Here is a 13,196-nt window from a genome sequence, read left to right as displayed (position 1 = left end):
TCCACGGTCGTGAAACGACGGGAGCAGTCAGGGCACTGGCGGCGCCTACGGATCGACGTGCCGTCGTCGGTCGTACGACTGTCGACGACGCGGCTATCGGGGTGCCTGCAGAAGGGGCAGTGCATGGACTCCCAACCCTCCTCACAGCAGACTCAACAGCCTCGAAAGACCTCTCAGGTCCCTCGAAGCAGCCCCAAGCATAGGCGATAGCCGAGGGCTCGAAGACCCGGGGGACCACAACTTCTGGGCTGCTACTGCAATCCAACCACTAGATGTGGGGATTGACTCATACATGCACACCGATCCCGCGTGTCGCATGAGGATTGGCACATGCCGGGCGCCAGTACCACCGAGCCGGGTGCGCGGGGTCCTGTCCGACACGCGGATGCGCGGTCGCCGCGGGATGCACAGCCGTACCGTTTCGGCACTTGCGGAGATACCGTGGGCGCCGCACGGAGGACGCATGGGACTCCCGCGCAGAGCGCGGGCGGTTCACGGTGGACGGGGCTCCGGATGGCAGACTGGGGCGACAACCCAAGAGGCCATCGGCCCCGGCGGTGAAGGGTACGACAATGGGCCCTTTTGTCCGCCAGGCAGCACGTTAGCCATACACCCAGACACATGATCGCGACAGATAATCCGCGATTTTTCACTCGAACGTGTGTTTGGCGCAACCTTTCGAAAGCAACTACCGTTGTCTGGCAGGGAGACCATCGAGAGGGGCCGACGTGACCACCACCGCAGACAGTGCCACCATCACTGCCCAGGACCGCTCCCAGGGCCGACTCGAGCCGGTGCATGCGATGAACGAAGCCACGAATCCCGAGGGGCACAAGCGCTCCCTGCCGGGCCGACCTCCAGGGATCCGGGCGGACAGCTCGGGACTCACCGACCGGCAACGCCGGGTGATCGAAGTCATCAGGGACTCCGTGCAGCGGCGCGGCTACCCGCCGTCGATGCGGGAGATCGGCCAGGCGGTCGGCCTCTCCAGCACCTCCTCGGTCGCGCACCAACTCATGGCACTGGAGCGCAAGGGCTTCCTGCGCCGCGACCCGCACCGCCCGCGCGCGTACGAGGTCCGCGGCTCCGACCAGGCCGCCTCCGTGCAGCCCACGGACACGGCAGGCAAGCCCGCCGCGTCGTACGTTCCGCTGGTCGGCCGCATCGCCGCCGGTGGCCCGATCCTCGCCGAGGAGTCCGTCGAGGACGTCTTCCCGCTCCCCCGGCAGCTGGTCGGCGACGGTGAGCTGTTCGTCCTGAAGGTCGTCGGCGACTCCATGATCGAGGCCGCGATCTGCGACGGCGACTGGGTCACCGTCCGCCGCCAGCCGGTCGCCGAGAACGGCGACATCGTCGCCGCGATGCTCGACGGTGAGGCCACCGTCAAGCGCTTCAAGCGCGAGGACGGCCACGTCTGGCTCCTCCCGCACAACGCGGCGTACGAGCCGATCCCCGGCGACGACGCGACCATCCTCGGCAAGGTGGTGGCCGTTCTGCGCCGCGTCTGAGCACAGCAGCGGGGAGGCTTCGCCGACCCGCCGTCTGACTGGGCCCCGGGACCCCTGCGCCGGTTCCGGGGCCCTGTGTTGTGCGGGTTCCGTCCCGGCCGCTGCTGCTTGCACGTCGTGGGTTGGCCTGTCGCTGCGTCGCAGCAGGCCAACCCACGACCATCACGTCGCTTCCGCCTGCTTCGCCGTCGCGTCGATGGCCGCCAGCGACTTCCGAACCTGGTTACGGTCCGTGGTGTACCAGAAGTCGGGCAGCGACGCCTTCAGATAGCTTCCGTAGCGCGCCGTGGCCAGTCGCTGATCCAGTACGGCGACCACACCGCGATCCCCCGACGCCCGTACGAGGCGGCCGGCACCCTGGGCCATGAGCAGCGCCGCATGCGTGGCCGCGACCGCCATGAAGCCGTTGCCGCCGGCGTCCTCCACCGCTTTCTGGCGGGCGCTCATCAGAGGGTCGTCCGGGCGCGGGAACGGGATCTTGTCCATGACGACCAGCTGGCAGCTGGGGCCGGGCACGTCGACGCCCTGCCACAGGGACAGCGTGCCGAAGAGGCAGGTCCTGGGATCCGCCGCGAAGTTCTTGATCAGCTCGCCGAGGGTCTCCTCGCCCTGGAGGAGGATCGGGAACTCGGGGATTCGGCTGCGCAGTTCCTCGGCGGCCAGCTGGGCGGCGCGCATGGAGGAGAAGAGACCGAGCGTGCGGCCGCCGGCCGCCTGGATCAGTTCGGTCAGCTCGTCGAGCATGTCCGCGCGGTCGCCGTCCCGCGCGGGGCGCGACAGGTGCTTGGCGACATAGAGGATGCCCTGCCTGGGGTAGTCGAACGGGGAGCCGACGTCGACGCCCTTCCACTGCGGGACGTCCTCGTCCTCCGCACCCACCGTGCCCTCGGGAGCGAGGCCCAGGGAGGCGCCCACGCCGTTGAAGTCGCCGCCCAGCTTCAGCGTCGCGGAGGTCAGGACCACCGAACGGTCCGCGAAGAGCTTCTCCCTCAGCAGGCCCGACACGGACATGGGGGCCACGCGCAGGGAGGCGCCGAAACGGTCATGGCGCTCGTACCAGACGACGTCCCACTCGGAGCCGTTCACGATCCGCTCCGCCACGTCGTGCACGGTTTCCACGGAGGCCAGCGCCTGCTTGCGGACCGCGTCCTCGTCCTGCACGGACTTGTCGCGGGTCGCGCCGATCCCGGAGATGACGGTGCGGGCGGCGTCCCGCAGCGCCATCAGCGCGTAACCGAGATCTTCCGGGAGCTCCTCCAGGCGGCCGGGCAGCGCCAGCTCCATCAGCCGCTCGAAGCCCTCGGCCGCGGTCTGGAGCTGGTCCGCGGCCTTCTCGTTGACCAGCTTGGCGGCGCGGCGCACCGCGCGGTTGACCTGGCCCGGAGTGAGCTCGCCGGTGGCGACCCCGGTAACTCGCGAGACCAGCTCGTGCGCCTCGTCGACGATCAGTACCTCGTGCTGCGGGAGGACAGGAGCTCCCTCGATGGCGTCGATCGCGAGCAGCGCGTGGTTGGTGACGACGACCTCGGCCAGCTTGGCCCGCTCACGGGCCATCTCGGCGAAGCACTCCGCGCCGTACGCACACTTCGACGCGCCCAGGCACTCCCGGGAGGAGACCGAAACCTGGCCCCAGGCCCGATCGGAGACACCGGGGGTCAGGTCGTCACGGTCGCCGGACTCCGTCTCGTCCGCCCAGTCCCGCAGGCGCAGCAGGTCCTGGCCCAGTTTGCTGGTGGGCGCGGCGGCCTCGAACTGGTCGAAGAGGCCCTCCTCCTCGTCCTGCGGAACGCCCTCGTGCAGGCGGTGCAGGCACAAGTAGTTCGACCTGCCCTTGAGCATCGCGAACTCCGGTCGGCGGCGCAGCAGCGGGTGCAGCGCGTCGACCGTGCGCGGCAGATCTCGCTCCACGAGCTGACGCTGGAGGGCCAGGGTGGCGGTCGCGACGACGACACGCTCCCCGTGCGCGAGCGCGGGCACGAGATAGCCGAGCGACTTTCCGGTGCCGGTGCCGGCCTGGACCAGCAGATGGGAACCGTCGTCGATCGCCTCCGCGACGGCTTCGGCCATGGTCACCTGGCCAGGGCGCTCCGTACCGCCGACAGCAGTGACGGCAGCGTGCAGGAGTTCGGGGAGTGAGGACTTCGTCATAGCCCGACCACCCTACGGCTCGGCACTGACAAACGGGTGATCACGCAGGGGATCGAGGTGGGGGCGGGGGTGGAAGCAGGGGCGGGAGTGTAGGCGGAGCTGGGGGCTGGAGCTGTGGGCAAAGTCAAGGTGCGGGGCTTCTTGGGTTGGGGGTGGACACGGGGGTGGGAGCGGTGGCGGGAAGCAGTGATGGGGAACGCGGGGAGTCCAGGAGCAGACGAGGGCGGCGCGGCGGAAGGCAGGAAATTTGTGGGAACCGGATCGGCACGAGCGGTGTACCAGAAGTGACGGCGCAGCTGCAGGGCGTCACAGCAGATCACGTCGGCTCCGGTCCCGGATCATGAGGGCGGCCCGTTTGGCGGGCAGGTCGACCTCGGCGGAGAACCGGAAGCCAGCGCTCAGGAAGGCAGCGACGGAGGGGGTGTTGCGAAGGTCGGGTTCTGCTACGACGCGTGCGCAGGCAGGGCGCTTGTCGAGCGCGAGGTCGGCGACGGCTCTGAGCAGGGCACTGCCGAGCCCTCGTCCACGGTCGGCGACCGCGCCGATGAGGAGGTGGATTCCGGTGTCGTGAGGTCGCGCGGGATAGCGCCGGGCGAGCGGGTCGAGGTCCGCCCGGTAGACCTCCCAGTAACTCATCGGCGTGCCCTCTAGCAGGCCAAGGCAGGGAACGCTGCGTCCATCGCCGGCGAGCTGGGCAAGGAGGTGATCCTCGGTCGCGGTCTTGGGCCCGGCCAGGTGCCAGAACGCCGCAACGGCTGGGTCATTCATCCATCCGCCGATGAGCGCAAGGTCCTGGTCGACGCGGACGGGGACGAGGTGGAACTCACCGGCGGGGGTGACGATCGGACCCCAGTCGGCGACGCCGTCGAGCAGGTCGTCGCCGGTCGCCGCGAAGAGGCCCTCTCGTCCCGTGCCGCCGACCGTACCCGGACTCCGTCCCCGCTCGTCTTCGGTCTCCTGCTGTGCGATGAGCGCGAGGAGCTCATCGGGCAGACGCAGGTCCAGCGTGTCCTCGCTGTCCGCGCCGCGAGCCGTGTCGGTGTCGCTCGCGGCCGGGCCGGGGCACGTGTCGGGACCGATGTCTGCGACGGGGACGGTACCGGCGTCGGCTCCGGCGTCGATGGGAGGCACGGCGACGCTCCTCTCAGGAGTCGGGGTGGGGCATGTTCCTCAGCAATGAAGGGTGTTGGCGACGGTCAGGAGTGCAGGGGGTTGGCGATGGTGACGTAGACGGACTGGGTGTCCACCGGGCCGATGAGTTCGTCGAGGCCGTGCAGTCGGGTGAGCAGATTGGCCTTGCAGCGCAGGACGGGGGAATCGAGCAGGCGGGCAGGCAGAGAGGTGCGCAGCCGGGCAGGACCGGAGGCAGCGGCGTCCAGAAAACGACGGAAGGCGGCAAGCAGCAGCCGTTCGTCGACGAGGCCCTGTGATCCGAACGCACCGATGAGGCCGAAGACGTTGTTGATGGCGAGGTAGTACGCGAAGCGCTCGTCGGTGACCTCGTCGGAGACGAAGGTGTCGCTGTGCTCGCCGATGCCGGGCAGCTGGGCGTCGAGTTCCGCGCGCCGGGACTCGCGGAAGTAGTAGCCCTGGTTGTCGCGGTATCGGCCGCCCGCGGGCCAGCCGTCACCGTCCAGCAGGAGCAGCGTGTTCTGCTGGTGTGCCTCCAGAGCGATTCCCGCCTCGCCGTCCAGCCACAGCACAGGACGGACGACCTGCTCGAGGTAGCGCAGGAACCACTCGGCGGCGACGGCTCCATAGGGACGGCCGGTCTGCTCGGCGAGGCGCGCGACGACCTCGGCCAGCCGGGACCGCAGGACCGACCTGCCGGCCTCCTGGTGATCCGAGCCCAGGGCAGATCGGTGGTCGTGGGGCCGGGGCGAGACGAGCCCGGCGATGCAGGAGACGTCGTCCCAGGGGGCGAACGGGTTGTGCCTGATCACCACGTCGAGTCCGGGCACGGGGTCACCGTCCCGGCCGTCGACAGCGAGCCAGGCCGGGTCGCGGACGATGTCGAAGCCCGGGTACGCGGCCTGCCACTGCTTGGACAGGCCTGCACGCAGCAGCCGATGGACCTCGACGCCACGGTGGAGCTCCTTACGGAGGTTCTCACGACGGGAGTTGGTGATGCGTAGCCCCAGGGACAGTTTGAGCATGGCGGGGGCGCCGGACCGGTGGACGGTTCGTACCGAGGAGGTGGGGTGCCACGGGAAACCGTGCGGCCCCAGCTCCTGGAGAAGGCCGGCCTCGAGCAGGGCCGCGGTCTCGGCCCGGTGACGGACTTCGCGGGACTGCCAGGGATGCAGCGGCAGGGCTGCATGGCCTTCGGGCAACGGCAGTCCGGTTCCGGCGAGCCGTGCCGTGAGGGCAGCCGCTGAGACAGGACGGCCGCGCTCGGTCCATGCCGAGTCGGTGGCGAGCACGGAGGGAGCGACAGCCAACCAGTGGAGGGGGTAGGAACCACGCAACTCGGGTGAGTACAGCCGGGCTTCGGACTCGGAGAGACCCTCGCGGCTCTTCGGGGTCGGGTGCAGCGGGTGCCCCAGCAGGAGCGCCTGTTCGGCAGCGAGGAAGAGGTCGGCGTCGGCGTCGGCGTCGGGGTGTTCCCTGCGCTCGCTGACGAAGGTGGCGGTACGGCGGACGGAGTCGGCGACGCGGGCGACCAGGTCGGCGCCGTTCCCGGCCATGTCGGCGGTACCGGCACCGGCACCGGCACCGGCTCCGTTTCCGGTGCCGGTGACCGGTTCGGCGGACGTGACAGCGGGCGTACCGGCGGATGCGTCGGCCGAGGGCCGGGGCGCTCCGGGCGTCTCGCGGGTGAGCAGCGCGGCGATCGTGACCGCGTCGGCGGGTGGGGACTGATCGGGCGTGTCGGCCAGGCGCGGGAGGCCGAAGCGGTGCCAGCCCGTCGGGGACCAGTAGTGGACGGGGGCGAGCAGGGCGGTGGCGCTGGCGGGAAGCGGGATTCGGAGGGTGCCGTCATCCGGGGCGGGGAGGCCGGACTCGCGTACCCAGCAGCGGAGCAGGTTCTCGACGGCGGCGGCCTCGGCAGCGGTGTGTGGGTCGGGATGCTCCAGAAGGTCGCCAACGGTACTGGACTGCCGCTCGGCGTCCCGGACTCCTTCCGCCTCCAGGGCTCCTTCCTGCTGCCGGGGGACTGAAGACATGGCGGAAGCGGGCTCGGCCTGCGAATCGGAGAAGTCCGGCGTGGAGGAGGAGGTGGGAGTGGTGTTCAAGACGGTTCCTCATCGGGTGGTTCTGGCTTGTGCGGCGGCGACGAACCGGGGCTGTGGCGCAGGCCTGTGGGCGTGCCGCTCAGTGGTTCCAGGTCATGAGCGGGGCGCGTCACGGTGGGCCACAGTTCTGGGGCGGTTCGGCGTGCGGCGACTGTGCCGATGGAACGAGCCGCGCGTGAAAGGGCGTACGTGGATGGGGCCTGACAGAAGCTCAGTCCGGCGGTCTCGCAGATCGGCCAGCCCGGGACCAGGGGAGGGCGGAAGAAGCTCGCACCTGCACGCCGACGAGCGAAGCCGCAGCCCAGAGTGCCCGGCCCGTGGCCCCGGCCACACGCGTCAGTCACCGGCGGCTCGCCTACCCGGCGCGCTCGGCTCGGTCGCCCTGACGGCGTCGGCGGCGTTGTGGCTGGCGCGGCTCGTCGTGGGCCGTGTGGCTGCCAGCCACCGACTCCACTGCGTCGGCCAGGCGGTCAAGCACGGCGGAGGCCTGCTCGTCCGTGATCGTCAGTGGTGGGAGGAGCCGTACGACGCTCGAGTGACGACCGCCGAGTTCGACGATCAGGCCTCGCCGCAGGCACTCTCGCTGGACGGCGGCCGCGATGTCGGGGGCCGCGGGACGGGGGCCGCCCACGGATTCCCGTGCCCCAGCGGCCCCGATGTCGACAAGGTCACCAGCAAGGTCCCCACCGGGACCAGTCACCCCAGAGGAACCGGAGTCACCCGCGAAACCGCCGCCGCCACTCGCACCCGCACCCGCACCCGCACCCGCACTCACCATCTCCATCCCCATCATCAGCCCGCGCCCCCGTACATCCCCGATGCACGGAAACTCCCCTGCCAGGTCGCGGAGTTGGGACAACATGCGCGAGCCGAGGGCGGCCGCTCGTTCGGAGAGGTGGTGTCGGCGGACGTAGGCGAGGGTCGCGGTGCCCGCGGCCATGGCGAGTTGGTTGCCGCGGAAGGTGCCTGCGTGGGCGCCGGGTTCCCAGACGTCGAGGTCGTCGCGGTAGACCACGACGGCCAGCGGCAGGCTGCCGCCGATGGCCTTGGAGAGCACCATCACGTCGGGGGTCACCCCGCTGTGCTCCACCGCCCAGAAGGCGCCGGTCCGACCGACCCCGGTCTGGACCTCGTCGGCGATCAGCGGAATGGAGCGGGCGGCGGTGATCTGCCGCATGCGCCGCAGCCATGTGTCCGGCGCGGGGATCACCCCGCCCTCGCCCTGGACGGGTTCGAGGATCATCCCGGCGGGGTGCCGCACCCCCGACTTGGGGTCGTCGAGGACGGATTCGGTCCAGCGGGCGGCGAGTTCGGCGCCGCGCTCGCCGCCGACGCCGAACGGACAGCGGTAGTCCTGCGGATAGGGCAGGCGCGTGACGCGGACATCGCAGGCGCCGCCGGACGCGGCCAGGGCCCCGGCGGTCATGCCGTGGTAGGCGCCGGTGAAGGCGAGGATGCCAGAGCGGCCGGTCGCGGCCCGCACGAGCTTGAGTGCGGCCTCCACCGCGTCCGTGCCGGCCGGCCCGCAGAACTGCACGCGCGCGTGGTCGGCGAGCCCCGGAGGCAGAGTGTGGAACAGCTCGGTGATGAAGGCGTCCTTGACGGGGGTCGCCAGGTCGAGGACGTGCAGGGGCGCGCCCGAGTCGAGGACCTTGCGGATCGCCTCCAGGACGACCGGGTGGTTGTGTCCCAGGGCGAGTGTTCCGGCGCCGGAAAGGCAGTCGAGGTAGCGGCGGCCGTCCGCACCCTCGATGGTCAGTCCGCGCGCCCGTACCGGCACGATCGGAAGGGCGCGCGCGTAGGTGCGCGCCGCCGACTCACGCGCCGACTGGCGTCGCAGGATCCCCTCGGTCACCGCCACGGCTCACTCTCCTCCCCGCACACCCCCGCACAGACCCCACCGCTACCAACCCCGGACCGCCCACCGGGTTACGGGTTGCTTCAAGATCCTTGCCGTGAACGGAACCGTTGCCGCTACAGCCCGTCACCAGGTGGCCAAGCATGTGACATCCATTGCCGGCATCAGTCAGCGATGGTTCCGCCAAAGCGTCTCCAGAACTCTGTGTGTGCCTGGGGTTTCCGGGCTTTTCGGGCGCGGCGTGGCCGTGTGCGGTTGCCGTCCGGAGATCCGATCCTCGGGGTGAGGAGGTGGGCCGGGGTGGCGTGCAGGTGGTGGAAGCCGGTCCGCTCGGCGGCGCGGGTGCGTCGTCGACAGGTTCTGCGGGAGAGCCGCCTGCGTCCGGGGGGAAGGAGGTCTTCCGCCCGGGCGTGGGCGGGTACTCCATGACCTGGCACCGGCCCGGAGGGGGCTGCCTGCTGGGCAAGGAGGCCCCGGGCGACAGACGCAGCCGGCCGGCAACGCTCGTTTCCCGTCGTTCCCCGCCGGGACGGGGGCGCCAGGCCCTACGAGGTCACCAGCTCGGCCTCCACCGCATGCGCCGCCGCGTTGAGTGTCGCAACCAGCGGCTGCAGCCGGCCCGGGTCGTAGCGCACGCCGGGCATCGACACCGACACACCCGCCAGTGCGGCGCCGCCCGCGGCGCGCACCGGGACCCCGACGGCGACGAGCCCCCGCTCGGAGCGGTCCTGGTTCACAGCGAATCCGCTGCGGCGCACGCGAGCAAGCTCGGTTCGCAGCACGGCGAGGTCGGGGCGGTCGCCCGGACGGTCGCGGTAGCGCTCGGCGGCGTACACCTGCTCCAGTTCGTCCTCGGTGAGCTCGGCGAGGAGCAGGAGCCCGGCGGTCGTGCGGTGAGCTGGGAAGACCATGCCCTCCCGGGAACCGACGCGCAGCGCCTGGGCGCACTCGACGCTGGCGATGAACCGGGCCGTGTCCCCCGTGCGGATGGTCAGGTTCGCGGTCTCCTGCAGCAGATCAACCAGTCTCCGCAGGTGGGGCAGCGCGGCGGCGCGCAGCCGGGACACCTGCGACTGCGAGTGCGCGGCCAGCTCCAGAACGGGGCCGGCGCGGTAGAGGCGCTTCTCGTCCTGCACGGCGAAGTCCCGGTAGACGAGCATCGCCAGCAGCCGGTGCGCGGTCGATCGGGCCACGCCCAGCCGCTCGGCGACCTGCGACACGGTCAGCCCGCCTTCCATCTGCAACATCGCCGCGGCGCGCAGGGCGTGGTCGACGCTGGTGATGGCGTACGGCGGAGGATTCTTCAGCGGTTTGTCCAACGCGACCTCCCGATCTGCTTGGTTCTGCTATCCAGAATCTACATGTCTTTCAGGTGAACGCGGCGCACGCCGAGCCCCCTGACCGATACCTCCCTCGCATCCGACATCGCTACGGGCTCCCCCGTCCGGCTCAGGGCCTTCTCGGCGCCGGGTCAGCTTGAGGTCACCCCGGCGCTCCAAGAGCTGTACCGGGGCTTTGAGCAGGAACTTTTTGTGCCGCTGTGGACCGAGATCGGCGACCTGATGCCCGCCCAGCCGCGCTCCCGGGCCGTGCCCCACCTGGGGCGCTGGGAGCAGCTGCGGACGCTGGCGGCCCAGGCCGGAAGCCTGGTCCCGGTGGGCCGCGGCGGTGAGCGCCGCGCCATCGCCCTGGCCAACCGCGCACTCGGCGGCCGGCCGTTCCTCGACGACTACGGCCTTCTCGACGAGGCCAAGAGCCTCAGTGTGCTCCCCGAGAACATGGTGATGCGCGACGCGCTCGACGCCCGCGAACTCACTCGAATCGACCTGGCCGACCTGGAGCGCCGCTACGGCTATCCCTACCTGGTCATCCACCGCAGCGACCTGCACGCCTTGTTCCTGCGCGCCTGCCGCCGGGCCGGGGTGGAGCTGCTGACCGACCGGAAGGTCGCCGGCTACGAGAACACCGGCACCGGGGCCCGAATCCGTCTGGAGGACGGCCGGACCGAGGAGGCCCCACTCGTCATCGCCGCCGACGGACTGCACTCGGTGGCCCGGCGCACGCTCGTCGGCGATGACGTGGTCAGCTCCCGCTACGTCGCCTACCGGGCGGCCGTCCCCATCGACCGGGTACGGGAGAACGGCGTCGCGGAGAAGGACATCGTCGTGTGCGTCGGGCCGCGCTGCCACTTCGTCCAGTACCCGCTGCGCGGCGGCGAGATGCTCAGCCAGGTGGCCGTGTTCGAGTCACGGACGGCCGATTCCGGAGTCGATCAGTGGGGCGGCCCGGACGAACTCGACGCGGCCTTCGGGGCCACCTGCGACACCGTGCGCAAGGGCATCCCGCTGATGCGGCGGGACCGCTGGTGGCAGATGCTCGACCGCGATGTTCACCCCGATCCCGCTGTCCTAAGCGCCCGTCGAGAGCGACGCGGCCGTTTACGGGTCGGCGGGCGGCTGATCGACAGTGCGTGGAGGCCGACAGGCCTGGCAACGAACACGTGGTCGAGGTCGAGGTCCGGGTGGGCCTCGCGCAGTCGCGGCCGGTCGGAGTCCGCTGCGGGCGCGGGACGGGCTGGGCTGGGCTGACCGGGTTCGCAGGTGGGCACGGATCGGCGCCGGTCAGCCCCGCAGGGCGAGTGACGGGGTGGTGCTCAGATCGGCTGGACCATCGATTCCAGAACGTGCTGGGTGAGGCCGGCGTGGTCGAAGTCCGGGTGCCCGGCGGGGTCCATCTCGTATTCGCCGATCGCCACGGACGATTCCACGATGAGCTTGCAGCGCTCGTGGCGGCGCTCCGTGTACTCCTGGAACGCCTGGTCATGGTCGCCGTACGAAGACAAGCACTCGGCGAGGACGACACCGTCCTCGATCGCCTGGGCGGCTCCTTGACCGAGGTGCGGGGTCACGGCATGGACCGCGTCGCCGATCAGCACGATCCGTCCGTTGTGCCACGGCGCGGGCGCGATCAGCCACTCCTCGGGCCGGAACACGATCCGGGAAGGGTCATCGATGTACTTGTCCCGGACCCTGCCGGCCAGGCCGCCGAACGGCGCTAGGCGCCGACGCAGTTCATCGGCCATCTTGTCCTGGTCCAGCCGGCGGCCCTCCTCCCACGTGGTGTTGTAGAAGAGGTAGGCCAGGTCCGGGCCGATCGGTACGAAGCCCGCCAGGCCTTCGGGGCCGTGCTGCAGGATGATCCGGTCTATTTCCGGCTCCCGGGGGATGTTGAGCCGGAACGCCGACTGGCCGAGGTAGACCGGCTGAAGGTCTTCGCTCAGCACGTAGCGGCGCACCTTGGAGTAGACGCCGTCGGCGCCGACGACGAGGTCCACCGTGTTGTGGGTGCCGTCGGTGTAGGTGACCTCGACACCCTTGGGTCCGTCGGTGAGTGTGGTGAATGTCTTGCCGTACTCGATGGTGGCCCCGGCATCGAGGGCCCTGTCGGTGAGGATCTTGTGCAGTTGCGGCCGGGTGAGGCCGTTCATGGGCGGCAGGTCGGAGCCAGGGATCCTGGCACCGGGCATCTCGCGGATCAGCTTCCCGTCCACGTCGAGCATCTGGCCCCAGGCAGTCGTCGAGTAGCCGACGGCCAGGCATGCCTCGGCGCAGCCGATCGCGTCCAGTGCCCGCAGCGCGTTCACCGGCTGGATGATCCCCACGCCGTAGACCGACGAGTGGAGGTCCTCGTGGAGCTCCACGATATTGACGTCGTATCCGGCGTTGCGCAGCGCGATGGCGGTGGACAGCCCACCGATCCCGCCGCCGACGATGAGAACACTGCCTCGGCTCATTTCAACCACCTGGTTCTGTCCGCTCGGGCCGCGATGCGGGAGTGCACCGGACCGGATTGCGTGGTGAACGTAATGGCTTCCCCGGCAGGTGGGAAGGTGCCGGAAACACACAGTTAAGTTGCGCCCCCATGCCCTTGCTTAATTAGTGGAAATACTCTCCCGGAAAACACGAATCTGACATCCACTGAATTTCTTCCCACGTCATCATGCCCACTGACCTGCAACTTCGTGCCACTGGATGCTGATCCGGTCGGGTCCGCGTGAAGGAATTCCCGGATTCCTGGGACCTCGGTGTCGGATTTCCTGGGGTACGGGGAGAGCGACTGGCCCGCAGATGCTCATGCAGCTCACAGTGGGGTGAAGCAATCAACCGCGGTGCACTGCACCGCACGGGAGAAATTCTTTGAACGTTTCGAGTCTCCGATGCCTTCATGCCACCAGTGGCCGCGTTGCTCCACTCCGCAGGCGTCCTCACCGGCGCGGCCGCCCCGGCCGTGCCGCGTCCCGTACGGCCTGCGCCGGAGACGCTGCCCGCAGCCGGACGTCACAGACCACTGAGCCCGCACACGGCAGGCTGGGCGGTGCCGCCGACGCCCACCCACGTCGGCCGTAACCCGGTCGCCGCTCCCGCCGACCGGCCGCTGTCCGGGCGC

The 13,196-nt window shown here is 70.3% G+C and carries 10 protein-coding genes; 3 read left to right on the top strand and 7 right to left on the bottom strand.

Features of this window, described 5'->3' with window-relative positions:
• Positions 1-125 (bottom strand): NrdR family transcriptional regulator (locus ABT114_RS44665; RefSeq protein ID WP_502988508.1); only part of this gene is annotated, 125 nt, incomplete at its 3' end.
• A gap of 603 nt (positions 126-728) precedes the next feature.
• Here ABT114_RS44665 and lexA point away from each other — a divergent pair.
• A complete protein-coding gene (lexA, locus tag ABT114_RS44660) occupies positions 729-1,508 on the top strand; it encodes a transcriptional repressor LexA (protein WP_171145262.1) in 780 nt (259 codons plus the stop codon).
• Between the two features lie 162 nt (positions 1,509-1,670).
• Here the strand turns inward: lexA and ABT114_RS44655 are convergent, their stop codons facing one another.
• From ABT114_RS44655 to ABT114_RS44635, 5 genes are all read right to left on the bottom strand, one after another.
• Entirely contained in the window at positions 1,671-3,656 is a 1,986-nt protein-coding gene (locus ABT114_RS44655) for an ATP-dependent DNA helicase (RefSeq protein ID WP_351151391.1), read from the bottom strand.
• A 306-nt stretch (positions 3,657-3,962) separates the two neighbouring features.
• The gene (locus ABT114_RS44650) at positions 3,963-4,787 is read right to left on the bottom strand and encodes a GNAT family N-acetyltransferase (protein ID WP_351151388.1); all 825 of its coding nucleotides are present in this window, start codon (positions 4,785-4,787) and stop codon (positions 3,963-3,965) included.
• Between the two features lie 65 nt (positions 4,788-4,852).
• Positions 4,853-6,892, bottom strand: coding sequence for an IucA/IucC family protein (locus ABT114_RS44645; RefSeq protein WP_502988507.1), 2,040 nt, complete (start codon positions 6,890-6,892; stop codon positions 4,853-4,855).
• Positions 6,893-7,247: 355 nt separating this feature from the next.
• Positions 7,248-8,753 carry a diaminobutyrate--2-oxoglutarate transaminase family protein gene (locus ABT114_RS44640; protein ID WP_351151385.1) on the bottom strand — a complete coding sequence of 502 codons (1,506 nt, stop codon included), beginning with the start codon at positions 8,751-8,753 and terminating at the stop codon, positions 7,248-7,250.
• A 542-nt stretch (positions 8,754-9,295) separates the two neighbouring features.
• Complete coding sequence (locus ABT114_RS44635) at positions 9,296-10,069, bottom strand: IclR family transcriptional regulator (RefSeq protein WP_351151382.1); 774 nt, start codon at positions 10,067-10,069, stop codon at positions 9,296-9,298.
• Between the two features lie 78 nt (positions 10,070-10,147).
• Between ABT114_RS44635 and ABT114_RS44630 the strand changes: the two genes are divergently transcribed.
• On the top strand, positions 10,148-11,338 hold the full coding sequence (locus tag ABT114_RS44630; RefSeq protein WP_351151409.1) for an FAD-dependent monooxygenase: 1,191 nt from the start codon (positions 10,148-10,150) through the stop codon (positions 11,336-11,338).
• Positions 11,339-11,403: 65 nt separating this feature from the next.
• Here ABT114_RS44630 and ABT114_RS44625 read toward each other — a convergent pair whose 3' ends face one another.
• Positions 11,404-12,543: an FAD-dependent monooxygenase gene (locus tag ABT114_RS44625; RefSeq protein WP_351151379.1), complete on the bottom strand. Its 1,140-nt coding sequence runs from the start codon at positions 12,541-12,543 to the stop codon at positions 11,404-11,406.
• Between the two features lie 260 nt (positions 12,544-12,803).
• On the opposite strand from ABT114_RS44625, the gene ABT114_RS50785 reads away from it, so the two are divergent.
• On the top strand, positions 12,804-12,950 hold the full coding sequence (locus ABT114_RS50785) for a hypothetical protein (RefSeq protein WP_502988506.1): 147 nt from the start codon (positions 12,804-12,806) through the stop codon (positions 12,948-12,950).
• The last annotated feature ends 246 nt before the right edge of the window (positions 12,951-13,196 follow it).

It is taken from the genome of Streptomyces sp. NPDC002088, from assembly GCF_040296605.1.
Classification (GTDB): Bacteria; Actinomycetota; Actinomycetes; order Streptomycetales; family Streptomycetaceae; genus Streptomyces.
Note: the sequence above shows the minus strand (reverse complement) of the source record. Positions and strands in the feature narration are given on the sequence as shown.

Coding starts and splice junctions, on each gene's coding strand:
- ABT114_RS44655 (WP_351151391.1), bottom strand. CDS start 3,656: ATGACGAAGTCCTCACTCCCCGAACTCCTGCACGCTGCCGTCACTGCT.
- ABT114_RS44625 (WP_351151379.1), bottom strand. CDS start 12,543: ATGAGCCGAGGCAGTGTTCTCATCGTCGGCGGCGGGATCGGTGGGCTG.